Below are 25,134 nucleotides of genomic sequence, written 5' to 3'. Positions count from 1 at the left end.
GGACGAGGGCTCCTAGGTTGCGAAGCGCCGCTCCAGCACCTCGCGCAGGCGCGCGTCGATCGCCGGCAGGCTGTCGCGCAAGGCCGCCAGGCGGGCCGCGTCGGGCTCGCGCCGGGCCGGCGCCCACACCGGCTGCGGCCAGTGCGCGTCCCAGTCCCAGCGCGCGATCAGGTGCCAGTGCAGATGCGGCACCAGGTTGCCCAGCGCCGCCAGGTTGATCTTGCGCGGCCGCAGGGCCTCGCGCAGCTCGCGCTCGACCAGCACCAGCGCATCCATGCAGGCCAGGCGCCGCAACTTCGGCAGCTCGCTGAACTCGGCCACGTGTTCGTTCCACACCAGGCGCCAGGTGGCCGGGTGCAGCGGCTCGTCGGCGCGGATCAGGCGCATCCACGCCGAGGTCCACACCGGCAGGCCGCCGGCCTGCACGCACAGCGGGCAGGGGCCGGCGCCATCGGCGCCGGTGCCGCCCTGGTCCGGCGCGGCGCTCACACCAGCACCCGCTCGATGCCCCCGGCGTTGGCCGCGCGCACGTAGCCGGGCATCCACTCCTCGCCGAGGATCTTGCGCGCCATTTCGACGACGATGTAGTCGGCTTCCAGCAGGCCGTGCTGCAGGTCGTGGCGGTAGCGCGACAGGCCCTGCAGGCAGCTCGGGCAGGAGGTGAGGATCTTCAGGTCGCCGTCGTGCCCGGCGGCGCGCAAGGCCGCCTCGTCGCGGCGCAGTTCCTCGGTCTTGCGGAAGCGCACCTGGGTGGAGATGTCGGGGCGGCTGATGCCCAGCAGCCCGCTCTCGCCGCAGCAGCGCTCGGCCTTGCGCACGTCGTCGCCCAGCAGCGCGCGCACCGTCTTCATGGGCTCGCGCTGCTTCATCGGGCTGTGGCAGGGGTCGTGGTACAGGTAGCCGCCGGCCTGCGCGCCGGGCAGGGTCACGCCCTTTTCGAGCAGGAATTCGTGGATGTCCACGATGCGGCAGCCGGGGAAGATCTTCTCGAACTCGTAGCCCTGCAGCTGGTCGTAGCAGGTGCCGCAGCTGACCACCACGGTCTTGATGTCCAGGTAGTTCAGCGTGTTGGCCACGCGGTGGAACAGCACCCGGTTGTCGGTGATGATCTTCTCGGCCTTGTCGTACATGCCGCTGCCGCGCTGCGGATAGCCGCAGCACAGGTAGCCCGGCGGCAGCACGGTCTGCACCCCCACGTGCCACAGCATGGCCTGGGTGGCCAGACCGACCTGCGAGAACAGGCGCTCGGAGCCGCAGCCGGGAAAGTAGAACACCGCCTCCGAGTCCACCGTGGTGGCCGCGGGGTTGCGGATGATGGGCACGAAGTCCGGGTTCTCGATGTCCAGCAGCGCGCGCGCGGTCTTCTTGGGCAGCCCGCCGGGCATCGGCTTGTTGATGAAGTGGATCACCTGCTCGCGCAGCGGCGAGCGGCCGCTGCTGGCCGGCGGCGCCGCGGTCTGGCGCGAGCCCAGCGCGCGCAGCATGCGGTACCCCAGGTTCTGCGCCTTGAAGCCCAGGCCCACCATGGCGCTGCGCGCGGCCTTGATGGTGCGCGGGTCGGTGGCGTTGAGGAAGAACATGCCGGCGGCGCCGCCCGGGCGGAAGCTCTTCTTGCCCATCTTGCGCAACAGGTTGCGCATGTTCATCGACACGTCGCCGAAGTCGATGTCCACCGGGCAGGGCGACTCGCACTTGTGGCACACCGTGCAGTGATCGGCCACGTCCTCGAATTCTTCCCAGTGGTGCACGCTGATGCCGCGGCGGGTCTGCTCCTCGTACAGGAAGGCCTCCACCAGCAGCGAGGTGGCGAGGATCTTGTTGCGCGGCGAATACAGCAGGTTGGCGCGCGGCACGTGGGTGGCGCACACCGGCTTGCACTTGCCGCAGCGCAGGCAGTCCTTGACCGAGTCGGCGATGGCGCCGATGTCGCTTTGCTGCATGATCAGCGACTCGTGGCCCATGAGCCCGAAGCTCGGCGTGTAGGCGTTGGTCAGGTCCGCCGGCAGCGAGGCGTCGCGCAGCAGCTTGCCGCGGTTGAAGCGCCCCTGCGGGTCCACCGCCTGCTTGTATTCGCTGAAGGGGCGCAGCTCCTCCTCGCTCAGGAACTCCAGCTTGGTGATGCCGATGCCGTGCTCGCCGGAGATCACGCCGTCCAGCGAACGCGCCAGGGTCATGATGCGCGCCACCGCTTCGTGCGCGGCCTGCAGCATGCCGTAGTCGTCGGAGTTGACGGGGATGTTGGTGTGCACGTTGCCGTCGCCGGCGTGCATGTGCAGCGCCACCCACACGCGGCCCTTGAGCACGCGCTTGTGCAGCGCGTCGAGCTCGCCGCGAAGCGGCGCGAAGGCCGCCCCGGCCAGCAGGGTGTGCAGCGGGCGGCGCAGCTCGAGCTTCCACGAGGCGCGCAGGCTGTGCTCCTGCAGCAGGTTGAACAGCGCGGCGCGCGGCGCGCGGTGCAGCATCTGCATGGCCGCGGTCTGCGCGCCGCCGCCGCCCAGCAGCGGCTCGGCCAGCAGCGGCAGCAGCTGCGGCAGCGGGGTGTCGATCTGCTCGAGCAGGAAGGTCCAGCGCGCGTGCACGGCGTCCACCAGGGCCAGCGCCTGCTCGCGCAGGTGCCGGAGCTCCTCGTCGGACACGGCGGCCTCGCCCTCGCCGAGTTCCTCGTTGCGCGCCAGTGCCCACGGCGCGCGCAGCGCGCGGTCCAGCTCGGCGGCCAGCGCCAGCTTGTTGCGCAGCGACAGCTCGATGTTGATGCGCTCGATGCCGTCCACGTACTCGCCCATGCGGGGCAGCGGGATCACCACGTCCTCGTTGATCTTGAAGGCGTTGGTGTGGCGCGCGATCGCCGCGGTGCGCTTGCGGTCCAGCCAGAACTTCTTGCGGGCCTCGGGGCTGACCGCCACGAACCCCTCGCCGACGCGGGCGTTGGCCATGCGCACCACCTCGGCGGTGGCGCGCGCCACGGCGTCGTCGTCCTCGCCGACGATGTCGCCGAACAGCGCCATCTTGGGGAAGGCGCCGCGCTTGCTCTTGGGCGCGTAGCCCACGGCGCGCAGGTAGCGCTCGTCCAGGTGCTCCAGGCCGGCCAGGATGGCGCCGCCCGGACGCTGGTCGAGGAAGTCCTTGATCTCCACGATCGACGGGATGGCCTCGCGCGCCTGCCCGAAGAACTCCAGGCAGAAGGTCCGCACGCGCGGAGGCATGCGGTGCAGCACCCAGCGCGCGCTGGTGATCAGCCCGTCGCAGCCTTCCTTCTGCACGCCCGGCAGCCCGGCCAGGAATTTGTCGGTGACGTCCTTGCCCAGGCCTTCCTTGCGGAAGCGCGCACCGGGGATCTCCAGCACCCGGGTGTCCAGCGGCGTGGTGCCGTCGGGGGCGAAGGTCTTGCATTCGAAGCGCACCAGCGGGGCCTCGTGGATCTTGCCCAGGTTGTGGTCCAGCCGGGTCACCTCGATCCAGCGGCCCTGCGGGTCGACCATGCGCCACCAGGCCAGGTTGTCGATCGCGGTGCCCCACAGCACGGCCTTCTTGCCGCCGGCGTTCATCGCGATGTTGCCGCCGATGCACGAGGCCTCGGCCGAGGTGGGGTCCACCGCGAACACCAGCCCGGCCTGCTCGGCGCGGTCGGCCACGCGCTGCGTGACCACGCCGGCGCCGGTGCGGATGGTGGCCACCGGCTGCGCCACGCCGGGCAGCTCGATCCGCTCCACTTCGCCCAGGTCCTCGAGCTTCTCGGTGTTGATGACCGCGCTGTTCCACACCAGCGGCACCGCGCCTCCGGTGTAGCCGGTTCCGCCGCCGCGCGGCACGATGGTCAGGCCCAGCGCCACGCAGGCGCGCACCAGCTCGGCCATCTCGGCCTCGGTGTCCGGGCAGAGCACGACGAAGGGCACCTCGACGCGCCAGTCGGTGGCGTCGGTCATGTGCGCGGCGCGCGACAGGCCGTCGAAGCGGATGTTGTCGCGCCGCGTGTGGCGGGCCAGCTCGCGCTGCGCGCGCCGGCGCAGCGCGGCCACGGCGTCGAACCACGCCGCGAATTCCTGCACCGCCTCGCGCGCGCGCTCGAGCAGGCGCCCCACCAGCTCGTCGCGTGCCTGGGCCTGGGAATCGCCGCGGCCCTCGCGGCGTTTCTCGATTTCGCGCAGGCGGTGCCACAGCGCGTCGATCAGGGCCTGGCGCCGCTTGGACGAGCCCAGCAGGTCGTCCTGCAGGTAGGGGTTGCGCTTGACCACCCAGATGTCGCCCAGCACCTCGTAGAGCATGCGCGCACTGCGCCCGGTGCGGCGCTGCTGGCGCAGCTGGTCCAGCCATTCCCAGGCACTCGCGCCGAGCAGGCGGATCACGATCTCCCGGTCGGAGAACGAGGTGTAGTTGTAGGGAATCTCGCGCAGGCGCGCCGGCGCGTCGTCCTGCACCGGCTGGGCGGCCGTGGGCTCGAGGGCCTCGAGCGGGTCGATCGGGGCGAGCGGGGCTTGAGGGGCTTGAGGGGCGTTCATGGCATCCACCAAAAATGCCATTGTAGGAAGCGGGGGCGATTCTCGCGGCCCGCTTGCGCAAAAGGCGTCGGGTGCTTCACGGGGGCGGCTCCCGCGGAGTTTCGCATCGCACACGCCGAGCCCGAACCCGTGCCAGGCGGCCTCGGATACCCCCTCTCGAGCAGCGGGCGAGCCGGCATTTTAGAATTAGCATATGAGCAAAAACTCCGCCGCCTCGCGACGCGAATACACGCGCGCGCGCGAACTGCCCGAACTGCTGCGCCAGCGCATCCTGATCCTCGACGGCGCCATGGGCACGATGATCCAGCGCCTGCGCCTGAACGAGGAGCAATACCGGGGCGAGCGCTTCAAGGACTGGCCGCGCGACCTCAAGGGCGACAACGAACTGCTCAGCCTGACCCAGCCGCGGGTGATCCGCGACATCCACGACAGCTACTTCGCCGCCGGGGCCGACATCGTCGAGACCAACACCTTCGGCGCCACCCGCATCGCGCAGGACGACTACGGCCTGGCCGAAGTGGCCGACGAGATGAACCGCGCCTCCGCCGCGCTGGCGCTCGACAGCGCGCGGCGCCACGCCACGCCGGACAAGCCGCGTTTCGTGGCCGGCGCCATCGGGCCCACCCCGAAGACGGCCAGCATCAGCCCCGACGTCAACGACCCGGGCGCGCGCAACGTGGATTTCGAGCAGCTGCGCCAGTCCTACTACGAGCAGGCACGCGCTCTGGGCGAGGCCGGCGTCGACCTGTTCCTGGTCGAGACCATATTCGACACCCTCAACGCCAAGGCCGCGCTGTTCGCCATCGACGAATGGTTCGAGGCCAGCGGCGAGCGCCTGCCGCTGATCATCAGCGGCACCGTCACCGACGCCTCGGGGCGCATCCTGTCGGGCCAGACGGTGCCGGCCTTCTGGGCCAGCGTGCGACACGCGCGGCCGCTGGCGGTGGGGCTGAACTGCGCGCTGGGCGCGGCGCTGATGCGCCCGTACCTGCAGGAGCTGGCGCGCCAGGCGGGTGACACCTTCATCAGCTGCTACCCCAACGCGGGCCTGCCCAACCCGATGAGCGACACCGGCTTCGACGAAACCCCCGAGGTCACGTCGCGCCTGCTGCACGAATTCGCCGCCGACGGCCTGGTCAACATCGTCGGCGGATGCTGCGGCACCACGCCCCAGCACATCGCCGCGATCACCGACGCGGTGCACGACCAAAACCCGCGCGCCACCGCGCGTACAGGAGTGTTCCATGCCGATGTCGAATGAGTCGCGTGCCGCCGCCGGCCAGCGGCGCAACGCGCCCCCGCCGCGCAGCGCTGCCGTGCTCGAGGCCCCCGAGGGCGAAGCCGAGCGCGTGTTCGCCGCGGCCGCCGAATTGTTCGGCGTGTTGTCGACTCCGCTGCGCCTGCGCATCCTGAACGCCATCTGCGACCGCGAGAAGGGCGTCAACGAGATCGTCGCCGACGTGCAGTCGACCCAGCCCAACGTGTCGCAGCACCTGAAGGTGCTGTACCTGGCCGGCATCGTGTCGCGCCGGCGCACGGGCAACAGCATCCAGTACCGCGTGCAGAGCCAGCAGGCCATGCAGCTGTGCCGGGTCGTGTGCACGCAGATCGCCATCGAACTGGCCGACCCGCAGTCGGTGGGTCAGAGCGAGCGCCTGGCGCTGCGCCGCAACGACTAAGACACGTCCACCTCGCAGCTTGCAAGCTGCTCGGATTCGACGGGCGCGCGGCTGTGCGCAGGCACAGCCGCTGGTCCCGTCTCATCCACGCTGTCGGCGGGCGGCGCCGGTGAGCGAGGCGGCGTCCAGCGTGGGGTGCATGGCCGCGGTGACGGCCGACAGCGTGGACAACTTGTTCGAGGTCGAGCGCAGCTGCTCGGCCAGGCGCGAGGCGATGCCCAGCGCCAGCTTGGCCGCCGCGTGCGGCGACTGTTCCACCAGGTCCTTCAGCGCCTGGCTGCTCAGCAGGGCCAGCACCACGTCGGTGCTGGCCACGCAACTGGCCGAGCGCGGCGCGTCGTTGAGTATGCCCATCTCTCCCAGCAGCGCCCCGGGGCGCGCCAGCGAGACCACCAGGCTGTCGCCCTGCGGGCCCGAACCCTTTTTCTCGATGGCCACTTCGCCGTCGAGCAGCAGCATCATGCCGCTGCCCGGAGCCGGGTCGCCCTGGCGGATGAAGGCCGAGCCGGCCGGCATGGTGCGCACCTGCATGCGTTCGGCCACGGCCCTCGCCTCCGTGCGCGACAGCGCCAGCCACGCGGGCATCTGCAGCAGCGCGTCGACGATGCGCTCGGTCCAGGCAGCGGTCGCCGACGCGGGCTTGCGGGCACGAAAACTGCTCAACAGAGACATGGGGGCCTTGCCTAGAATGCACGTTTGCCGCATTGTCGCACCCGCCGAACCGGGACTTGCCGCCCGCGCCCGCCGATGACCCAAGCCCCCTCCATGCCGCCCATGCCTTCCATCCCTTCCGCGCCGCGGGCCCCCGTTTCCCCGCTGGTGCTGTCGGGCCTGGAGCCGCTGGTCGTCGGCCCGGACTCGCTGTTCGTCAACATCGGCGAGCGCACCAATGTCACCGGCTCGAAGGCCTTCGCCCGCATGATCCTGGCCGGCGAGTTCGACAAGGCGCTGGCCGTGGCCCGCCAGCAGGTGGAGAACGGCGCGCAGATCGTCGACGTGAACATGGACGAGGCGATGCTGGACAGCCGCGCGGCCATGGTGCGCTTCCTCAACCTGATGGCCTCCGAGCCGGACATCGCGCGCGTGCCGGTGATGATCGACTCCTCCAAGTGGGAGGTCATCGAGGCCGGGCTGCGCTGCGTGCAGGGCAAGTCGGTGGTGAATTCCATCTCCCTCAAGTCGGGCCCCGAGGATTTCATCCGCCAGGCGCGCCTGGTGCGGCGCTACGGCGCGGCCGCCGTGGTCATGGCCTTCGACGAGCAGGGCCAGGCCGACAGCTACCAGCGGCGCATCGAGGTCTGCGCGCGCGCCTACCGCATCCTGGTCGACGAGGTGGGCTTCGAGCCGCAGGACATCATCTTCGACCCCAACATCTTCGCCATCGCCACCGGCATCGAGGAGCACAACCACTACGCGGTGGACTTCATCGAGGCCACGCGCTGGATCAAGGCCAACCTGCCGGGTGCCAAGGTCTCCGGCGGCGTGAGCAACGTGAGCTTCTCCTTCCGCGGCAACGACGCCGTGCGCGAGGCCATCCACACCGTGTTCCTGTACCACGCGATCCGCGCGGGCATGGACATGGGCATCGTCAACGCCGGCCAGGTCGGCGTGTACGACGATCTCGACCCGGCCTTGCGCGAAGCGGTGGAGGACGTGGTGCTCGACCGCCGCCCCGACGCCGGCGAGCGCCTGGTGGCCATGGCCGAGCAGGTGCGCGGCAGCGCGCGCGACGAAGGCACGCGCAACGCCTGGCGCGAGCTGCCGGTGGAGCAGCGCCTGAGCCACGCGCTGGTGCACGGCATCACCGACTTCATCGTCGAGGACACCGAGGAACTGCGCGCGGGCTTCGAAGCCGCCGGCAAGCCGCCGCTATCGGTGATCGAGGGCCCGCTGATGGACGGCATGAACATCGTCGGCGACCTGTTCGGCCAGGGCAAGATGTTCCTGCCCCAGGTGGTCAAGAGCGCGCGGGTGATGAAGCAGTCGGTGGCCCACCTGATCCCCTACATCGAGGAACAGAAGCGCCGTGACCAGGCGGCGGGCGGCAGCGCGCGAGCGCGCGGGCGCATCATCATCGCCACCGTCAAGGGCGACGTGCACGACATCGGCAAGAACATCGTCACCGTGGTCCTGCAGTGCAACAACTTCGAGGTCGTGAACATGGGGGTGATGGTGCCCTGCCAGGACATCCTGGCGCGCGCCCGCGAGGAGCAGGCCGACATCGTCGGCCTGTCGGGGCTGATCACCCCCAGCCTGGAGGAGATGCAGTACGTCGCCGCGGAGATGCAGCGCGACCCGTATTTCCGCGAGCGCGCGGTACCGCTGCTCATCGGCGGCGCCACCACCAGCCGGGTGCACACCGCGGTGAAGATCGCGCCGCATTACGACGGGCCCGTGGTCTACGTGCCCGACGCCTCGCGCTGCGTGGGCGTGGCGCAGGGCCTGCTATCGGACTCCCGCGAGAAATTCCTGGGCGAGGTGGCGGCCGACTACGAGCGCATTCGCGTGCAGCACGCGAACAAGCGCCAGGTGCCGCTGCTCGGCCTGGAGCAGGCGCGCGCCAACCGGCTGCGCCTGGACTGGCCCGCCGGCATCGCGCCGGCCCCGCGCGCCCCGGGGCGGCGCGAGTTCCGCAACGTCGACCTCGCCGAGGTGGCGCGCAGCATCGACTGGGGGCCCTACTTCCAGACCTGGGACCTGGCCGGCCCCTTCCCGGCCATCCTGGACGACGCGGTGGTGGGCGCGCAGGCGCGCCAGGTCTACGCCGACGCCCAGGCCATGCTCAAGCGCATCATCGAAGGCCGCTGGCTGCAGGCCAACGCCGTGGTGGGCCTGTACCCGGCCAACAGCGTGGACGGCGAGGACATCGAGATCTATGCCGACGAATCCCGCGACCGCGTGCTGATGACCTGGCGCGGGCTGCGCCAGCAGACCGAGCGCCCGGTGGTGGACGGCGTGCGCAGGCCCAACCTGGCGCTGGCCGACTTCATCGCGCCCAAGGGGCAGGGCGCCGACCACATCGGCCTGTTCGCCGTGACCGCCGGACTCGGCGCCGACGAACGCGTGCTGCGCTTCCAGCAGGCCAACGACGACTACTCGGCCATCCTGCTCAAGGCGCTGGCCGACCGCCTCGCCGAGGCGCTGGCGGAATGGCTGCATCAGCGGGTGCGCACCGACCTGTGGGGCTACGCCGCGCAGGAGGCGCTGAGCCTGGAACAGCTGATCCGCGAGGAGTACGTGGGCATCCGCCCGGCGCCGGGCTATCCCGCCTGCCCCGAGCATTCGGTCAAGCAGGATCTGTTCGCGGTGCTGGGCGCGCAGCAGCTGGGCATGGACCTGAGCGAGAGTTGGGCCATGCTGCCGGCGGCCAGCGTCAGCGGCTTCTATTTCGCGCACCCGCAGGCACGCTACTTCCAGGTGGGCCCGGTGGGCGAGGACCAGGAGGCCGACTGGGAGGCGCGCAGCGGCCGGCGCCTGCAGGCCGTGCAACGCGCGGCCGACCGGCTGGTCTGATCGGGCGCATCGTTTCCCGCAAACAAGAAGGGCGGCCCATGGGCCGCCCTTCTCATGACGCCGCGCCGGTGACTCAGGCCCCGTGCGGTCCTTCGTGGCGCATCGCGCGCTCGGCTTCCTCGGCCTCGCGCAGGGCCTGCGCGCGGGCCTCGTGGCTGTGGTCGGCGGCCAGCATCATGTACACCGCCGGCACGACGAACAGCGTGAACAGCGTGCCGATAGCCAGGCCCGAGGCGATCACCAGGCCCATGTTGAAGCGGCTGGCGGCGCCCGCGCCGGTGGCGGTGATCAGCGGCACCACGCCCAGCACCATGGCCGCGGTGGTCATCAGGATCGGGCGCAGGCGCATGCCGGCGGCGTGCTCGATGGACTCGCGCTTGCTGCGGCCTTCACGCTGCAGGTTGTTGGCGAATTCCACGATCAGGATGCCGTGCTTGGACACCAGGCCGATCAGGGTCACCAGCCCGACCTCGCTGTAGATGTTCAGCGTGGCCCCTCCGATGCCCAGGTTGATGAACAGCAGCGCCCCCGAGATGGCCATCGGCACCGACACCAGGATGATGATCGGGTCGCGGAAGCTCTCGAACTGGGCCGCCAGGGCCAGGAAGATGATCACCAGCGCGAAGCCGAAGGTCAGCAGCAGCCCGCCGGATTCCTGCTCGTACTGGCGCGACTGACCGGCGTAGTCGAAGCTGTAGCCGGACGGCAGCGTGCGCTGCGCCAGGCTCTTCAGGTCCTGCAGCGCCTTGCCCTGCGAGACGAAGGGCATGGGCACGGCGTTCATGGTGGCCGAGTTGGCTTGCTGGAAGTGGTTGATGGTCTCCGGCTGCGCCGAGGTCTTCAGGTGCACCACGGTGGACAGAGGCACCATCGCGCCGTTGCTGGCCCGGATCTGGTAGTTCAGCAGCTGCTCGGTGGTCAGGCGGAAACGGCGCTGAACCTGCGGAATCACCTTGTAGGAACGGCCGTCCAGGTTGAAGAAGTTGACGTAGCCGCCGCCCAGCATGGCCGACAGCGCCGAGCCGATCTGCTGCATGCTCAGGCCCAGCTGCGCGGCCATGTTGCGGTCCACGATGATCGTGGTCTGCGGCAGGTCGATGCGCAGGTCGGACTGCATGAAGATGAAGTCGCCCGTGTTCAGCGCCGCGTGCAGGAACTGCTGCGACACCGTGTATAGCCGGCCCACCGGATCGCTGGTGGTGAGTACGAACTGCACCGGCAGGCCGCGCGCGCCCGGCAGCGAGGGCGGCTGGAACACCGCCACCTGCGCGCCGGCGATGTGGCCGAGCTTTTGCTGCAGCTGCGGCTGCATCTGGTTGGTAGTGAGCTTGCGCTCGTTCCAGGGCTTGAGCACCATGCCCCCGATCACCTGCGTGGGCGAGTTGATCTGGAACACGTGGTCATTCTCGGGGTAGCTCTTGTAGACGTCGTAGATCTGCCTGGTGACCTGCGCGCGCTGCTCCAGCGTGGCCGAGGGGTTGGTGAAGGCGATGGAAATGAGCACACCCTGGTCTTCCTGCGGCGCCAGTTCCGAGGTGGAACTGGTGTAGAGGAAGAAGATCGAGCCGAGCACGATGATCCCGAGCACCGCCGTCACCGGCAGGTAGTTCAGCGAGCCGTGCAGCATGCGCTCGTAGCGCCCGTGCAGGCGCTCGAAGGTGCGGTCGAGGAACAGCACCAGGCGGTCCTGCCAGTTGTGGCTCTGCGGGTCCGGCGCCTTGAGCAGGCGCGAGCACAGCATCGGCGACAGCGTCAGCGCGACGACGGCCGAGATGATCACCGTGCCCACCAGCGTGAAGGCGAACTCGGTGAACAGCGCGCCGGTCAGGCCGCTCATGAAGCCGATGGGCACGTACACCGCCACCAGCACCACGGCCATGGCCAGGATCGGGTTGGCCAGTTCGCGCGCCGCGCGCACGGCCGCGTCCTTGCGCCCCATGCCCTCCTCGAGGTGGCGGCTGATGTTCTCCACGATGATGATGGCGTCGTCCACCACCAGCCCGATGGCCAGCACGATGGCCAGCAGCGTGAGCAGGTTGATCGAGTAGCCCAGCGCCAGCATGACGGTGAAGGTGCCGATGATGGACAGCGGGATGGCCACCAGCGGCACCACCACCGAACGCAGCGAGCCGAGGAAGATGAACACCACCGCCGCGACGATCAGCACGGCCTCGATCAAGGTCTGGATCACGTCGTTGATCGACGCGTCGACGAACTTGGTCGAGTCATACACGATGTCGCCGGTCATGCCCTCGGGAAGCTGCGCCTGGATGGCGGGGAAGGCCGCGCGCACCCGCTTGACCACGTCGAGCAGGTTCGCCCCGGGCGCCACCTGGATGCCGATGAACACCGAGGCCTTGCCGTCGAAGGCCACCGTGGTGTCGTAGTCCTCCGAGCCCAGGCTCACGCGCGCCACGTCGTCCAGGCGTACCACCTTGCCGTTCACCGTCTTCACGATCAGCTTGCGGAACTGGCTCAACGAGGTCACGTTGGTGTTCGCGGCCAGGTTGATCTGCACCATCTGGCCCTTGGTGTGTCCGGCCGCGGTGATGTAGTTGTTGTTCGCCAGCGCCGTGTACACGTCGGCGGCCGTCAGGCCGTAGGCGGCCAGCTCCTTCGGGTTCAGCCAGGCGCGCAACGCGAAGTTCTTCGCGCCGATCATCTCGGCCGTCTGCACGCCGGAGATCGCCTGCAGCTTGGGCTGTACCGAGCGGGTCAGGTAGTCGGTGATCTGGTTGGGCGCGAGCACCGAGCTGTAGAACCCGATGTACATCGCGTCGATGGTCTGGCCGATGGACACCTGCAGCGTGGGTGTCTGCGACTGCGCCGGCAACTGGTTCAGCACCGCGTTGACCTTGGTGTTGATCTCGGTCAGCGCCTTGTCGGGGTCGTAGTTCAGGCGCAGGTTGATGGTGATGGTGCTGACCCCCTGCACGCTGGTGGAGGTCATGTAGTCGATGCCGTTGGCCTGCGCGATCGAGTTCTCCAGCGGCGTCGTGATGAACGATGCCACGGTGCCCGCGTCGGCGCCCGGATAGGCGGTGGTGACCGTCACCACCGCGTTCTCGGTGTACGGGTATTGCAGCACCGGCAGCAATCCTGCCGAGCGCAAGCCGAGCACCAGGATCACCAGGCTGACCACGGTGGCCAGCACCGGGCGCTCGATGAAGATGTCGGTGAATTTCTTGTTCATGCTCATGCCTGGGGCCTGGGGCGGATCAGGAGTCGGGGACGGTCGGGTCCGGGCTGTCGCTGGGCTCGACGCTGTTGTTGATCAGCAGCGGCGTGCCGTTGCGCAGCTTGAGCTGGCCGGAAGTGACCACGGTATCGCCCGGCTTCAGGCCCTTGACGATGGCCACCTGGTCGCCGCGCTGGGCGCCGGTGGTGATGAAGCGCTGCTCGGCCACCAGGCGCGGCTTGCCGTCGGCACCCTTGCCTTCATCCTTCACCAGGTACACGGTCTCGCCGTAGGGGTTGTAGATGATCGCGGCGTTGGGCAGGGTCAGGTACTGCTGCGGCTTGGAGCGGTCCAGGCGGATGCTGGCGAACACGCCGGGCAGCAGCTTCTCGCCCGGGTTGGGCACTTCGGCGCGCACGGTCAGGTTGCGCGTGGCGGTGTCCACCTGGGGCTCGATGGCGATCACCTTGGCGGCGAAGGACTTGCCCGGCACCGCGCTGGTGCTCAGCTCGGCCTTCATGCCCACGTGGATCAGCTCGATCTGGTTCTGCGGCACGTTGAAGTCGATCTGCATGGGGTCGAGCTTCTGCAGGGTCACCGCCACGCCGCCGGGAGCCAGGTACTGGCCCAGGTCGACCTGGCGCAGGCCCAGGCGTCCGGCGAAGGGCGCCGAGATGATGTGCTGGGCGAGCAGCGCCTTCTGCGCGAGGATGCCGGCCTGGTCGGCACGCAGCGTGGCCTGGTCGGTGTCCACCACGGCCTGGCTGATGGCCTGCACCTTGAGCTGGGCTTCATCGCGCTTGAGGTTGAGCTGCGCCAGCTGCTCCTGCGCCTGCAGTTGCTGCAGTTGCGCGCGCAGCGGCGCCGGGTCGAGCTCGACCAGGTCCTGGCCGGTGCGCACGTGCGCGCCCGAATCGAAGCGGATGGCCGTGACCAGCGCGCCCACCGGCGTGCTCAGGCTGGCCTGCTTGCTCGCGCGCAGCGTGCCCAGCGCTTCCACGGTGGGCTGCCAGGTCTCCAGCCTTGCCACCGCGGTGGAAACGGTCTGCGGGGGGTTGGACATCGCCTTCATGTACTTGGCGATCATGTGCCCTTTGAAGAAGTGAAACCAGGTCACGGCTCCAATGAGCACGGCGGCGATGACCAGCATGATGATCATGCGTAGGGTGGTGCGTCCTGTCGTCGACATGTGCGTATGCGTCTTGTGCTGCCAATCATCGAATCCGCGCCGCCGGGGCGGCGCAGGTCTGGGTTCGCGGGCGCGGGGCGCCCGTGGTCGGAAGTTTCGGGAACGAGGGGAAAGCGTCTCAGGAAACCGTCGCCTTCCCCTCGGCTGGAGTCTGCGTCAGCACGCCGCCGCCCATGGCCTGGTACAGCGCCGCGGTGTCGGACAGGCGCGCGGCCTGCGCGGCCAGCAGCTGGATGCGCGTGCTCTGCGCCTGCTGCTGCGCGGTCAGCAGTTGCAGGTAGCTGGCCGCTCCCAGGCTGTACTGCTGCTGCACCAGTTTGAGCGACTGCTGCGCGGCGTCGTCGGCGGCGCTTTGCGCCTGCAGGGTCTGGGCGTCGTTGTCCAGCTGGCGCAGCGCGTCGGCCACGTTGCGCAGCGCCAGCAGCACGGTTTCGCGGTAGTTGGCGCCGGCAGCCTGCAGATTGGCCTCGGCGGCATTGGCCGCCGCGTGCAGCCCGGCGTTGAACAGCGGCTGCGCCAGCGAGCCGGCCAGGCTCCACACCATCGAGCCCGGGCCGAACAGCGCGCCGGTGGTCAGCGCCTGCGTGCCCAGCGTGCCGCTGAGGTTGATCTGCGGATACAGGTTGGACACCGCCACGCCGTACTGCGCGGTGGCCGCGTGCAGCAGCGCCGTGGAGGCCTGCACGTCCGGACGCTGGCGCACCAGCTCGGAGGGCACCACCATCGGCAGGTCCGCCGGCAGGCGGAAGTCCGACAGCTCGAAGCGGGGAATGCCCCCCTGGCCGGGCGCCTCGCCCAGCAGCGCGGCCAGCAGGTGGTCGGCCTGCTCCAGCTTGTTGCGCAGCGGCGGCAGGCTGGCCAGGGTCTGCTGGTACTGGGTCTGCAGGCTCAGCACGTCCACCAGCGAGGCCGCGCCCAGGTGCAGGCGCTGGCGGGTGATGCCCAGCTCGTCGGCCTGCGCCTTGGCGATGGTCTCGGTGGCCTGGATCTGCGCGCCCAGCTGGGCCTGCGCGAAGGCCGTGGTGGCCACGTTGGAGGCCAGGGTCAGGCGCGCGCCGGCGAGCTGGTAGGCCTGGTAGTCCGCCTGCGCGGCCAGCGCCTCCAGCGCGCGCCGGTTGCCGCCGAACAGGTCCAGGTTGTAGTTGACGGCGATGCCCGCGTTGTACAGGTTGTAGATGCGTTGCGTGTTGCCGCCCTGGCCCTGCTGCGCGGAGTTGACCTCGTTGCGGCTGGCGCCGAGCTTGCCATTGACCGTCGGGTACAGCGTCGAGCCGGCCTGGGCGCGGTAGGTCTCCTGCGCCTGGCGCAGCGTGGCCTGCGCGGCCTGCAGGGTCGCGCTGTTGGCCAGGGCCTGCTGGATCAGCGCGTTCAGCCGGGGCGAGCCGAAGGCGGTCCACCACTGCTCCGGCACCGCGGCGCCGCCGAAGCGCTGCGCGCCGCCCAGCGTGCCCGGTGCCGAGGCCGTCGCCGCGGGCAGGGCGCCGGCGGTGTACCCTGCCACCTTGGGGGGGGCGGGATTCTTGAAGTCCGGCCCGACCGTGGTGCAGCCGGCAAGCAGCGCGGCGGCCAGGAGTGACCAGCCGGCGCGCGGGGAAACGGTCGAACGGAGCATGAGCAGCAGTCCTGGAATCCGAAATCTGGAAGGTAATCCTGACGGATGGTAGGGTTTCGCCCCATGGCAAAGTTGCTTGATCCAGCCAATTAATATCGCAATTCGGCCAATTGCGGTTCCCTCGGACCTTCGCCTGGACTTCCATGGGTATTCCCGACGCGCTTCACCGCCTCGTGCACGATCCCGCGGGCCCGGAACTCATCGCCATCCGCGTGCGCAACGACGCGCCGCTGGACAACAGCCACGCCAGCATGCCGCGAGGGGTGCTGTTCCTGCTCACCGAAGGCCTCGTGGCGGTGCAGACCGAGCGCGGGCGGGTGATCGCGGGCCCGCGCAGCATCGGCTGGATGCCGCCCGGCGAAGCGCACTCGGTGCAGTCCTTCGGTCCCACCGCCGGGGTCGGCGTGTTCCTCGCCGAGCGGCACTGCGCGGCGCTGCCCGCCCATCCGGCGCAGTTCGAGGCCAGCCCGCTGGCCGCGCTGCTGATGCAGCGCATGCTGGAGTGGGTGCCCGAGGCGCCGCTGGCGCCGGCGCAGCGGCGCATGATGCAGGTGCTGCTCGACGAGCTCGGGCAGGCCGGAACCCAGTCCCTGCAGCTGCCCTGGCCCAAGGACGAACGCCTGCTGACGGTGGCGCGCGCGCTGCTGGCCAACCCGGCCAGCGGGCGGCGGCTCGAGCAATGGGCGCGCTTCGCCGACATCAGCGCGCGCACCCTCAGCCGCAAGTTCGTCGAGGAAACCGGCATGAGCTTCGGGCAATGGCGCCAATGGGCGCGCCTGACCCAGGCGCTGGAATGGCTGGCCACCGGACAGGCGGTCAAGCATGTCGCGCTTTCGCTGGGCTACGACAGCGTCAGCGCCTTCATCAAGGCCTTCCGCCTGGCCCTGGGCACCACGCCGTCGGCGTATTTCGGCGCCGGGCGCCGAAATACGCCGGCGCGCGATGCCGAGGCGGTCCCCGATCTGTCCCAGTCCACCCTGTCAGGAGAACTCGATGCGTTTTGAAACCCAGGCCGTGCATGCCGGCTACAGCCCCGACCCCACCACCCGCGCGGTCGCGGTGCCGGTGTACCAGACCGTCTCCTACGCCTTCGACGACACCCAGCACGGCGCCGACCTGTTCGACCTGAAGGTGGCCGGCAACATCTACACCCGCATCATGAACCCGACCACCGCGGTGCTCGAGGCCCGGGTGGCCGCGCTCGAGGGCGGCGTGGCCGCGCTGGCGCTGGCCTCCGGCATGGCCGCGATCACCGCGGCGGTGCAGACCATCGCCGCGGCGGGGGACAACATCGTCTCCAGCAGCCGCCTGTACGGCGGCACCTACAACCTGTTCGCCCATACCTTCCCGCGCCAGGGCATCGAGGTGCGCTTCGCCGACCCCGCCGACCCGAAGGCCTTCGCGCGGCTCATCGACGCGCGCACCAAGGCCGTGTATTGCGAGAGCATCGGCAACCCGCTGGGCAACGTCACGGACATCGCCGCGCTGGCCGAGGTGGCGCACGCGGCCGGCGTGCCGCTGATCGTCGACAACACGGTGCCCTCGCCCTACCTGTGTCGGCCCTTCGAGCACGGCGCCGACATCGTCGTGCATTCGCTGACCAAGTACATCGGCGGCCACGGCAACAGCGTGGGCGGGGCCATCGTGGACGGCGGGCGCTTCGACTGGGCCGCGCAGCGCGAGCGCTTCGGCCTGCTGGTGGAGCCCGACGTCAGCTACCACGGCGTGAGCTACACCGAGACCTTCGGCGCCGCGGCCTTCATCGCGCGCGCCCGCGTCGTGCCCCTGCGCAACATGGGCGCGGCGCTGTCGCCGATGAACGCCTTCCTGCTGCTGCAGGGCCTGGAGACCCTGCCGCTGCGCATGGACCGCATCTGCGACAACTCGCTGCGCATCGCCAAGCACCTGCGCGGCCACGCCAAGGTGGCCTGGGTGCGCTACGCGGGGCTGAGCGACCACCCGGACCACGCCACCACGCAGCGCCTGATGGGAGGGCGCGCCTCGGGCATTCTCAGCTTCGGGTTGCGCGGCGGGCGCGAGGCCGGCGCACGGTTCCAGGACGCCCTCAAGCTGTTCACCCGCCTGGTGAACATCGGCGACTGCAAGTCCCTGGCCTGCCACCCGGCCACCACCACCCACCGCCAGCTCGGCGACGCGGAACTGGCCGCCGCCGGCGTGAGCGCGGACATGGTGCGCCTGTCGGTGGGCATCGAGCACGTGGACGACCTGATCGCCGACCTGGAGCAGGCGCTGCAGGCGGCCTGAGGGCGGGGGCGAGCCGCGGCCGGGAAGCGGCCGTTGATGCTGCGTGATTCCGGCGTTGCGCACCTCGCGCGACGCCGGAATCCGGGTTGCAATCCGGCATGCGCAAGCCCCACGTTCCACGCCAGGCCCTGCAGTCGCTTCCCTTCCTGATCTACGTGGGGCTGTTCCTGCGCTTCACGCGCAACGTCCCCTTCGCCGACGATTACGACGTCATCCTGCGCTGGCTGACGCAGTTTCGCGCGCAGCGCCAGGCGGCAGACGTGTTGCCGCTGCTGCTGCAGCAGCACAACGAGCATCGGATGCTGTTCGAGCGTCTGGTTGTGCTGCTGCAGTTCGCGCTGTGCCGACGCGTGAACTTCATCCAGCTCGCCGCGTTCGGATCGCTCGGGCTGTGGCTGATCGTCTGCCTGTTCCAGCGGCGCCTCGCGCCCTCCGCGGCCTGGCTGGCGCCGGCCTTCGCCGTCCTGCTGCTGAATCTGTCGCAGTACGAGCTGGTGTCCTTCGCGACGGCGTCCTTGCAGCAGTACTGGCAGTTGCTGGCCTGTCTGTGGACGCTGCTGCTGGTCGCCGATCGCGGCACGCGCGCCTGGCTGCCGCTGTCGCTGCTCGCCGCGGTGGCCGCGACCTTCACCGGCGCGGGCGGCCTGCTCGTGTTCCTCGTCGCGCCGCTGATCCTCGCGCGACGGCGCGACTGGGGCGCGGTGAGCGCGTGGCTGCTGGTCGCGGGGGCCACCTGCGCGCTGTATTTCGTGCTGCTTCCCTACGAGCCGACGCCCATCCAGACCGCGTCGCGCCAGATCGCGCTGGCCCACCCCCTCGAAGTGCTGCGCTATGTCGTGCTGTTCCTCGGCTCCGCGCTCGGAAACACGCAGTCGGCCGGCATCGCCGGCGTGGTCCTGCTGGTCGCCAGCCTGGCCGTGCTGCTGCGCGCCATGATCGCCGGTTTCAGCTTCGAGGCCGCCGCCGTGCTGTTCGTGCTCGGCTCCGCCGTGGTCGTGGCCGTCGGGCGCATATCCCTGGGCGTCGAGCAGGCGCTGGCCTCGCGCTACACCATCTATTCGCTGGTGCTGATGTGCAGCCTGCTGGGCTATGCGCTTCGCCTGGGTCCGTACCCGGCGGCACCGGCCCGCGCCGTATCCGTGATGGTGTACGCCCTCGGCCTGTGGCTGTTCGCCTACACCGCACCGCAGGCGCTGCGCCTGCTGGCCCAGCGCAGCGCGGCGATGGAGGTGGCCGTGCTCTACCCGCAGCCCGCGCGAGCCGTCGCCATCCTGCGCGCCGGCATGCGCCAGGGCCTCTACTGGCCGCCGGCACGCGTGTACGCCGCGTTGGCCGCGGCCGAGCGTGCCGGGGAGGTGCCGGCCTGCCTCGGCGTGGTGGATTCCATCGACGGCGCGGTGCCGTCCGGCCCCCTGCGCGTGAAGGGCCTGGGCGAGCTCAGGGGCTGGCTGGCCCTGCGGGGAGCCCAGGGCCTGCGGCCCGCCGGAACCGTCTACGTCACGCTGCTCGACACGCGCACGCACAGCCTCAGGTTGTTGCGCACGCAACGCCTCGACCGGCCCGACGTGGGCCGCGCGCTGCGCGACCCACGGCTCGGCGCCGCGGGCTTCATCGCCCGCGTGCAGCCCGGCGCGCTGCACGGCGCCTTTCACCTGGGCCTGGCGTTCGTCGAGAACGGGCAGCTGCACCGCTGCGCCGAGCCGGACGATCTGGTCATGATCGACTGATGCGCCGCGCCGCGCCGAGCAACCGCGCCGCGTGGCGGCATGCCGGCCGCGCAGCCCTTCACGGCGTCAGCAGCGGTGCCACCAGCGCCCGGAAGAACCGATCGGCCCGCGCGGCGTCATGCATCGCCTGCTGCGGCAGGTGAGCGCGCGGGCGCGATCGTGGTCTCGGCTATGCCCCGCCCAGCGCGCGGCGCAGCTGCAGGGCCTCGGCCAGGTGGGAGCGGCCGAGGCGCGGCGCCGCCGCGAGGTCGGCGATGCTGCGCGCCACGCGCAGCACGCGGTGCGCGGCGCGGGCCGAGGCGCCCAGGCTTGCCAGCGCCTCGGCCAGCCAGCTGCGGTCGGCCGCCTGCAACGCGCAGTGGCGCTCCAGCGCGCCGGCCTCGAGGCGGGCGTTGGGCAGGCCCTGGCGCTGCTGCTGGCGTTCGGCGGCCCGGCGCACGCGCTCGGCCACCTCGGCGCTGGGCTCGCCCGGGGGCAGCTCGAACAGATCGGCCGGCGGCAAGGCGGCGACTTCGACCCGCAGGTCGATGCGGTCGAGCAGCGGTCCCGACAGGCGCGCGCGGTAGCGTTGCACCTGCTCGGGGGTGCAGCGGCATTCGCGCGTGGTGTCTCCCAGGTGCCCGCAGGGGCAGGGGTTCATCGCGGCCACCAGCTGGAAGCTGGCCGGCAGGCTCACGCGCCGCGCGGCGCGGGCCAGGTGCACGCAGCCGGCCTCCAGCGGCTCGCGCAGGCCTTCCAGCGCGCGGCGGTCGAACTCGGGCAGTTCGTCCAGGAACAGCAGGCCGTGGTGGGCCAGCGAGACCTCGCCGGGGCGCAGCCGCCCGGCGGCCAGGCTGCCCAGGAGCGCGGCGGCCGAGCTGGTGTGGTGGGGGCTGCGCAGGCTGCGCCGCGCCCAGGCGCGGGGATCGAAGCTGCCGTCCAGGCTGAGCAGCGCGGCACTTTGCAGGGCCTGCTCATGGTCCAGCCCCGGCAACAGCCCGCACAGGCGCTGCGCCAGCATGGTCTTGCCGCTGCCGGGCGGGCCCACCAGCAGCAGGTGGTGGGCGCCCGCGGCGGCGACCTCCAGCGCGCGCCGTGCCAGGGCCTGGCCGCGCACGTCGGCCAGGTCGGGCGCCTGGGCCCCGCCGGGCTCGCGGGCCGCATGGGCCGTGGCGCCCGAGCCGGCCTCGGCTGACGCCGGTTCGACCTGCAGCGAGGCGGCGTCCGCGTTGCCGCACAGGTAGGCGACGACCTCGTTCAGGTGCCTGGCGCCGAGCAGGCCTTCGGCGCCGGCCACCGCCGCTTCCTGCGCGCTGGCCAGCGGAAGCACGAAGCGCTGCGCGGGAGGCCCCAGGGGCCGCGCCGTGCCCGGGCCCGTTCGCGGCTCGCGGGCGCCGGGCCGCGACGTGTCCGGCGGGCGTGGCGATGGCGCCGCGCGCGCGGCACACAACATGGCCAGCGCGCCGCGCACCGGGCGCAGTTCGCCGGAAAGGGACAGCTCGCCGGCGAACTCGTGGCCGGCCAGGCGGGCGGGGTCGATGGCGCCCTGCGCGGCCAGCAGGCCCAGCGCGATGGGCAAGTCGAAACGGCCGGATTCCTTGGGCAGGTCCGCCGGGGCCAGGTTCACGACGATGCGCCGCGCGCTGGGGAAGGGCAGCGAACTGTTCAGCAGGGCGCTGCGCACCCGTTCACGGGCCTCGCGCACCTCGGCCTCGGGCAGGCCGACGATGCCGAAGGCCGGCAGCCCGCCCGACAGGTGCACCTCCACCTGCACGGCGGGCGCTTCCAGGCCCAGCAGGGCCCGGCTGGCGACCACGGCAAGCGCCATGCCGGCCGCAGGTTCCGTGGGGCCCGGAGCCTCCCGGCCCTCAGCCCCTGACCGGCGGCGCCTGGGGCGGCTGCTCGGCGGCGCGCTGCGCGCTGGCGGCCAGGTGCGATTCCAGCGCGGCCACCTGGGCTTCCAGCTGGGCCACGCGCTGGGCCGAGGCGTTGAGCATGGCCTGCAGCGCGTCGAACTCCTCGCGGGTGACCAGGTCGAGGCGGCCGGCGGCCGAGTGCGCCAGCGCGCGCACGTTGCGCTGCACGTCCTTCAGCGGGGAGTTCTCCAGGGCCTCGGCGGCGCGGCGCAGGAAGGCGCGCGGCGACGGCGGCGTGGCGGAGGAGCGATCGGGGGGAGGCGTGGTGTCCATCATGAATGTCCCGTCCATGGCGCCGGACAAGCCCGGCGCCTTTGTCATGCACAGGCGTCTATTGTCGCGCGCCGCGCGTCGTGCCGATGCTCGCGTGCGCAATGACTGCACCGGCGGGACGGTCGGCGCTGGCCCGGCGCGCGTGCACCAGCCGTGGGCGCCGCACCGTGGTGGTGCGTGGGCGCGGTGCGCCGCGCACCGGCGATGTGCCGAAAACGCACCGGCGGTCCCGATACGCCCTGTAACTCCCACGGGTTTCCCGCCGCGGGCCTGGCACGAAAGCTGCAGAGCCATGTCGACACCGGGGTTTCCCCCGGGTGATTTCGATCCTGCCAACCGCTTCGCCCTGAGGAGAGTCCTGATGAACAAAGCCACCCTCGCAGCCTGCCTCGCGACGGCCTTCGCCTGTCCGATGCTCGCCAGCGCGCAGACCGCGCCCGCCGCGGCCGCCTCGGCTCCCAGCCTGGGCGCCGTGATCGCGGCCACGCCCGGCCTGAGCCTGACCGGCTACGTCGCCACCACCTACACCCACTTCGACACCTCGACGCCCTCGCAGCGCCAGTTCGACACCACGCAGAACGGCTTCACCCTCAACCAGGCTTCGCTGACCGCCGCCTACCTGCCCACCAGTGGCTTCGGCGCCTCGGTCACACTGCTCGGCGGCAGCGACGCCACCTACCTGCCGGGCGGCAGCCAGATGGGCGTGGAGAACGCCTTCGTGCAGTATGCCCAAGGCAACCTGACCCTGCTGGCCGGGCGCCTGCCCACGCTGGCGGGCATGGAAGTGGTGAGTCCGATCGCCAACAACGAGATCTCGCGCTCGCTGCTGTTCTTCGACCTCGAGCCGATTTTCCACACCGGCGTGCGCGCCTCCTACGCGGTCAACGGGGCCCTCACGCTGAGCGGCGGGGTCAACGACGGCTTCAACCGCTCCTCGCCGGCCACCGGCGCGTCCAAGACGGTGGAACTGGCTGCCTCGGGCAGCCCCACCAAGATGTTCAGCTACGCGGTGGCCTACTACTACACGGGCACCTCGGCCTACTACAACAGCAGCGTGCTGAGCAAGGAACAGTTGCTCGACCTGGTGGGCAACCTCAACGCCACCGACCAACTGAGCTTCGGGCTGAACATCGACCTGGTGAGCAAGAACGACTACAGCGGCATCGGCACCGGCACGGGCAAGGCCAACGGCTACGCGCTGTACGCCAACTACGCCATCAACGACCAGTACAGCCTGTCGGGCCGCGGCGAGTACCTGGACGACAAGCAGGGCCTGGTCTCGGGCACGCTGGGCACGGCCAACAAGCTCAAGGAGCTGACCCTGGCGCTGAACTACGCGCCGGTGAAGAACGTCAAGCTCAGCGCCGAAGTGCGCCAGGACAAGTCGGACCTGCCGATCTTCGACGGCGGCGCGAAGGACAAGCAGACCTCCTTCGAACTGCTGGCCGCGTACTCGTTCTGAGCCCCATACCCCGCCATCCAAGGAGCCATCCATGAAGATGATCACGGCCATCATCAAGCCCTTCAAGCTCGACGAGGTGCGCGAGGCGCTGTCGGGCATCGGCGTGACCGGCATCACCGTCACCGAGGTCAAGGGTTTCGGCCGCCAGAAGGGCCATACCGAGCTGTATCGCGGCGCCGAATACGTGGTCGATTTCCTGCCCAAGGTGAAGATCGAGGCGGCGGTGCCGGAGACCCTGGTCGAGCGCACCATCGAAGCCATCGAGAACTCCGCGCGCACCGGCAAGATCGGCGACGGCAAGATCTTCGTCTCCGCGCTGGAGCAGGTGGTGCGCATCCGCACCGGCGAGACGGGCGGCGACGCCCTGTGACGGCCCCGCACTTCCGAAAGGTCAAGGACATGAAAAAGTACTTCGCAAGCATCGCCCTGAGCCTGGCCATGCTGGGCTCGCCGGTCGCGGCACTGGCCCAGACCGCCAGCGCGCCCGCGGCGGCCACGGCACCCGCCGCGGCCGCTCCCGCAGCCCCCGCGGCGCCTGTCGCGGCCGCCTCGGCGGCCAAGAACCCGGCGGCTTTCATCAACTCGGGCGACAACGCGTGGATGCTGACCTCCACCGCGCTGGTGCTGATGATGACCATCCCCGGCCTGGCGCTGTTCTACGGCGGCATGGTGCGCAAGAAGAACGTGCTGGCCACGCTGATGCAGAGCTTCGCGATCACCTGCCTGGTGACCGTGCTGTGGATGGTCATCGGCTACAGCCTGGCGTTCACCAGCGGCAACGGGTTCATCGGAGGATTGAGCAGGTTGTTCCTCACGGGCATGGGGCTGGACGCCGCGAACGCGCTGGCGCCCACCATCCCGGAGACCACCTACATGACCTTCCAGATGACCTTCGCGATCATCACCCCGGCGCTGATCGTGGGCTCCTTCGCCGACCGCATGAAGTTCTCCGCGCTGCTGTGGTTCATGGGCCTGTGGCTGCTCGCCGTGTACGCCCCGATCGCCCACATGGTGTGGGGCCCCGGCGGCTGGCTGGGTGGTGACGGCGTGCTCGACTACGCCGGCGGCACCGTGGTGCACATCAACGCCGGCGTGGCCGGCCTGGTGGCTGCGCTGGTGCTGGGCAAGCGCGTGGGCTACGGCAAGGAGCCGATGCCTCCGCACAACCTGGTGCTGACCATGATCGGAGCCTCGCTGCTGTGGGTGGGCTGGTTCGGCTTCAACGCCGGCTCCGCCGTGGCCGCCAGCGACCGTGCTGGCATGGCCATGGCCGCCACGCAGATCGCCACCGCCATGGCCGCGCTGAGCTGGATGTTCGTCGAGTGGATGGCCCGCGGCAAGCCGACCATCCTGGGCATCTGCTCGGGTGCCGTGGCCGGCCTGGTGGCCATCACCCCGGCCTCCGGCTTCGTCGGCCCCACCGGCGCTCTGATCATCGGCCTGGCCGCCGGCGCGGTGTGCTTCTGGACCGCCGTGTACATGAAGGAGATGATCGGCTACGACGACTCGCTCGACGCCTTCGGCGTGCACGCCATCGGCGGCATCCTGGGCGCGCTGCTGACCGGCGTGTTCGCGGTCAAGGCCATCGGCGGCACCGCGGGCATGCTGGAAGGCAACTCCGCGCAGCTGCTGATCCAGGCCAAGGGCGTGGCCGTCACCATCATCTACGACGCCATCGTGACCTTCGTCATCCTCAAGGTGGTCGACATGCTGCTGGGCCTGCGCGTCAGCGAGGAACAGGAGCGCGAGGGCCTGGACATCAGCCTGCACGGCGAGCAGGTGCTGTAAGGCTTCGGCCCGCATGACCCCGGACCCTCGGGTCCGGGCAGCCTCTCTCCAGAGCAA

At 70.5% G+C, this 25,134-nt stretch carries 17 protein-coding genes; 9 read left to right on the top strand and 8 right to left on the bottom strand.

What is annotated here, in order from left to right:
- Window positions 1-12: 12 nt before the first annotated feature.
- Complete coding sequence (locus D466_RS0105365) at window positions 13-489, bottom strand: HIT family protein (RefSeq protein ID WP_018912684.1); 477 nt, start codon at window positions 487-489, stop codon at window positions 13-15.
- The gene (locus tag D466_RS0105360; RefSeq protein WP_081629835.1) at window positions 486-4,496 is read right to left on the bottom strand and encodes an FAD/FMN-binding oxidoreductase; all 4,011 of its coding nucleotides are present in this window, start codon (window positions 4,494-4,496) and stop codon (window positions 486-488) included. Before D466_RS0105360 ends, D466_RS0105365 begins: the two co-directional genes overlap by 4 nt.
- A 193-nt stretch (window positions 4,497-4,689) precedes the next feature.
- On the opposite strand from D466_RS0105360, the gene D466_RS0105355 reads away from it, so the two are divergent.
- Both D466_RS0105355 and D466_RS0105350 read left to right on the top strand, forming a co-directional pair.
- Window positions 4,690-5,757 (top strand): homocysteine S-methyltransferase family protein, encoded by a 1,068-nt coding sequence (locus D466_RS0105355; protein WP_018912682.1) that lies wholly within the window; start codon window positions 4,690-4,692, stop codon window positions 5,755-5,757.
- Window positions 5,741-6,175, top strand: a complete 435-nt coding sequence (locus D466_RS0105350; protein WP_018912681.1) for a helix-turn-helix transcriptional regulator — start codon at window positions 5,741-5,743, stop codon at window positions 6,173-6,175. The genes D466_RS0105355 and D466_RS0105350 overlap by 17 nt, the downstream gene beginning before the upstream one ends.
- Before the next feature lie 81 nt (window positions 6,176-6,256).
- On the opposite strand, the gene D466_RS20650 is transcribed toward D466_RS0105350, so the two are convergent.
- Window positions 6,257-6,847, bottom strand: coding sequence for a cyclic nucleotide-binding domain-containing protein (locus D466_RS20650; RefSeq protein WP_018912680.1), 591 nt, complete (start codon window positions 6,845-6,847; stop codon window positions 6,257-6,259).
- Between the two features lie 93 nt (window positions 6,848-6,940).
- Here D466_RS20650 and metH point away from each other — a divergent pair, with 93 nt between their 5' ends.
- The gene (gene metH / locus D466_RS20645; protein WP_156004051.1) at window positions 6,941-9,688 is read left to right on the top strand and encodes a methionine synthase; all 2,748 of its coding nucleotides are present in this window, start codon (window positions 6,941-6,943) and stop codon (window positions 9,686-9,688) included.
- Window positions 9,689-9,761: 73 nt separating this feature from the next.
- Here metH and D466_RS0105335 read toward each other — a convergent pair whose 3' ends face one another.
- The 3 genes from D466_RS0105335 to D466_RS0105325 all read right to left on the bottom strand — a co-directional run bounded on the left by D466_RS0105335 (window position 9,762) and on the right by D466_RS0105325 (window position 15,667).
- Window positions 9,762-12,881 carry an efflux RND transporter permease subunit gene (locus D466_RS0105335; protein ID WP_051083686.1) on the bottom strand — a complete coding sequence of 1,040 codons (3,120 nt, stop codon included), beginning with the start codon at window positions 12,879-12,881 and terminating at the stop codon, window positions 9,762-9,764.
- Window positions 12,882-12,906: 25 nt separating this feature from the next.
- Window positions 12,907-14,055, bottom strand: coding sequence for an efflux RND transporter periplasmic adaptor subunit (locus D466_RS0105330; RefSeq protein ID WP_038165336.1), 1,149 nt, complete (start codon window positions 14,053-14,055; stop codon window positions 12,907-12,909).
- Between the two features lie 118 nt (window positions 14,056-14,173).
- The gene (locus D466_RS0105325) at window positions 14,174-15,667 is read right to left on the bottom strand and encodes an efflux transporter outer membrane subunit (RefSeq protein ID WP_018912676.1); all 1,494 of its coding nucleotides are present in this window, start codon (window positions 15,665-15,667) and stop codon (window positions 14,174-14,176) included.
- 143 nt (window positions 15,668-15,810) lie between these two features.
- On the opposite strand from D466_RS0105325, the gene D466_RS0105320 reads away from it, so the two are divergent.
- From D466_RS0105320 to D466_RS0105310, 3 genes are all read left to right on the top strand, one after another.
- On the top strand, window positions 15,811-16,671 hold the full coding sequence (locus D466_RS0105320; RefSeq protein WP_018912675.1) for an AraC family transcriptional regulator: 861 nt from the start codon (window positions 15,811-15,813) through the stop codon (window positions 16,669-16,671).
- Window positions 16,661-17,932 carry an O-acetylhomoserine aminocarboxypropyltransferase/cysteine synthase family protein gene (locus tag D466_RS0105315; RefSeq protein WP_018912674.1) on the top strand — a complete coding sequence of 424 codons (1,272 nt, stop codon included), beginning with the start codon at window positions 16,661-16,663 and terminating at the stop codon, window positions 17,930-17,932. Before D466_RS0105320 ends, D466_RS0105315 begins: the two co-directional genes overlap by 11 nt.
- Before the next feature lie 98 nt (window positions 17,933-18,030).
- A complete protein-coding gene (locus D466_RS0105310; protein ID WP_018912673.1) occupies window positions 18,031-19,659 on the top strand; it encodes a hypothetical protein in 1,629 nt (542 codons plus the stop codon).
- A 169-nt stretch (window positions 19,660-19,828) separates the two neighbouring features.
- On the opposite strand, the gene D466_RS0105305 is transcribed toward D466_RS0105310, so the two are convergent.
- Together D466_RS0105305 and D466_RS0105300 are read right to left on the bottom strand one after the other, a co-directional pair.
- The gene (locus D466_RS0105305; protein WP_018912672.1) at window positions 19,829-21,466 is read right to left on the bottom strand and encodes a YifB family Mg chelatase-like AAA ATPase; all 1,638 of its coding nucleotides are present in this window, start codon (window positions 21,464-21,466) and stop codon (window positions 19,829-19,831) included.
- Window positions 21,467-21,506: 40 nt separating this feature from the next.
- On the bottom strand, window positions 21,507-21,830 hold the full coding sequence (locus D466_RS0105300; protein ID WP_231385664.1) for an accessory factor UbiK family protein: 324 nt from the start codon (window positions 21,828-21,830) through the stop codon (window positions 21,507-21,509).
- Window positions 21,831-22,188: 358 nt separating this feature from the next.
- Here D466_RS0105300 and D466_RS0105295 point away from each other — a divergent pair, with 358 nt between their 5' ends.
- From D466_RS0105295 to D466_RS0105285, 3 genes are read left to right on the top strand one after another with little or no spacing between them, the layout of a single operon-like run.
- Window positions 22,189-23,289: an outer membrane beta-barrel protein gene (locus D466_RS0105295; RefSeq protein ID WP_018912670.1), complete on the top strand. Its 1,101-nt coding sequence runs from the start codon at window positions 22,189-22,191 to the stop codon at window positions 23,287-23,289.
- A 31-nt stretch (window positions 23,290-23,320) separates the two neighbouring features.
- Entirely contained in the window at window positions 23,321-23,659 is a 339-nt protein-coding gene (locus D466_RS0105290) for a P-II family nitrogen regulator (RefSeq protein WP_018912669.1), read from the top strand.
- Window positions 23,660-23,688: 29 nt separating this feature from the next.
- Complete coding sequence (locus tag D466_RS0105285) at window positions 23,689-25,077, top strand: ammonium transporter (protein ID WP_018912668.1); 1,389 nt, start codon at window positions 23,689-23,691, stop codon at window positions 25,075-25,077.
- The last annotated feature ends 57 nt before the right edge of the window (window positions 25,078-25,134 follow it).

Source organism: Thiomonas sp. FB-6 (assembly GCF_000377645.1).
Lineage (GTDB): Bacteria > Pseudomonadota > Gammaproteobacteria > Burkholderiales > Burkholderiaceae_C > Thiomonas_A.
This window is presented reverse-complemented; position numbering and strand designations above follow the sequence as displayed.

What these genes read in the sequence shown, in the direction of transcription:
- D466_RS0105360 (WP_081629835.1), bottom strand. Translation starts at nt 4,496, where the DNA reads ATGAACGCCCCTCAAGCCCCTCAAGCCCCGCTCGCCCCGATCGACCCG.
- D466_RS0105355 (WP_018912682.1), top strand. Translation starts at nt 4,690, where the DNA reads ATGAGCAAAAACTCCGCCGCCTCGCGACGCGAATACACGCGCGCGCGC.
- D466_RS0105350 (WP_018912681.1), top strand. Translation starts at nt 5,741, where the DNA reads ATGCCGATGTCGAATGAGTCGCGTGCCGCCGCCGGCCAGCGGCGCAAC.
- D466_RS20650 (WP_018912680.1), bottom strand. Translation starts at nt 6,847, where the DNA reads ATGTCTCTGTTGAGCAGTTTTCGTGCCCGCAAGCCCGCGTCGGCGACC.
- metH (WP_156004051.1), top strand. Translation starts at nt 6,941, where the DNA reads ATGCCGCCCATGCCTTCCATCCCTTCCGCGCCGCGGGCCCCCGTTTCC.
- D466_RS0105335 (WP_051083686.1), bottom strand. Translation starts at nt 12,881, where the DNA reads ATGAACAAGAAATTCACCGACATCTTCATCGAGCGCCCGGTGCTGGCC.
- D466_RS0105330 (WP_038165336.1), bottom strand. Translation starts at nt 14,055, where the DNA reads ATGTCGACGACAGGACGCACCACCCTACGCATGATCATCATGCTGGTC.
- D466_RS0105325 (WP_018912676.1), bottom strand. Translation starts at nt 15,667, where the DNA reads ATGCTCCGTTCGACCGTTTCCCCGCGCGCCGGCTGGTCACTCCTGGCC.
- D466_RS0105320 (WP_018912675.1), top strand. Translation starts at nt 15,811, where the DNA reads ATGGGTATTCCCGACGCGCTTCACCGCCTCGTGCACGATCCCGCGGGC.
- D466_RS0105315 (WP_018912674.1), top strand. Translation starts at nt 16,661, where the DNA reads ATGCGTTTTGAAACCCAGGCCGTGCATGCCGGCTACAGCCCCGACCCC.
- D466_RS0105310 (WP_018912673.1), top strand. Translation starts at nt 18,031, where the DNA reads ATGCGCAAGCCCCACGTTCCACGCCAGGCCCTGCAGTCGCTTCCCTTC.
- D466_RS0105305 (WP_018912672.1), bottom strand. Translation starts at nt 21,466, where the DNA reads ATGGCGCTTGCCGTGGTCGCCAGCCGGGCCCTGCTGGGCCTGGAAGCG.
- D466_RS0105300 (WP_231385664.1), bottom strand. Translation starts at nt 21,830, where the DNA reads ATGATGGACACCACGCCTCCCCCCGATCGCTCCTCCGCCACGCCGCCG.
- D466_RS0105295 (WP_018912670.1), top strand. Translation starts at nt 22,189, where the DNA reads ATGAACAAAGCCACCCTCGCAGCCTGCCTCGCGACGGCCTTCGCCTGT.
- D466_RS0105290 (WP_018912669.1), top strand. Translation starts at nt 23,321, where the DNA reads ATGAAGATGATCACGGCCATCATCAAGCCCTTCAAGCTCGACGAGGTG.
- D466_RS0105285 (WP_018912668.1), top strand. Translation starts at nt 23,689, where the DNA reads ATGAAAAAGTACTTCGCAAGCATCGCCCTGAGCCTGGCCATGCTGGGC.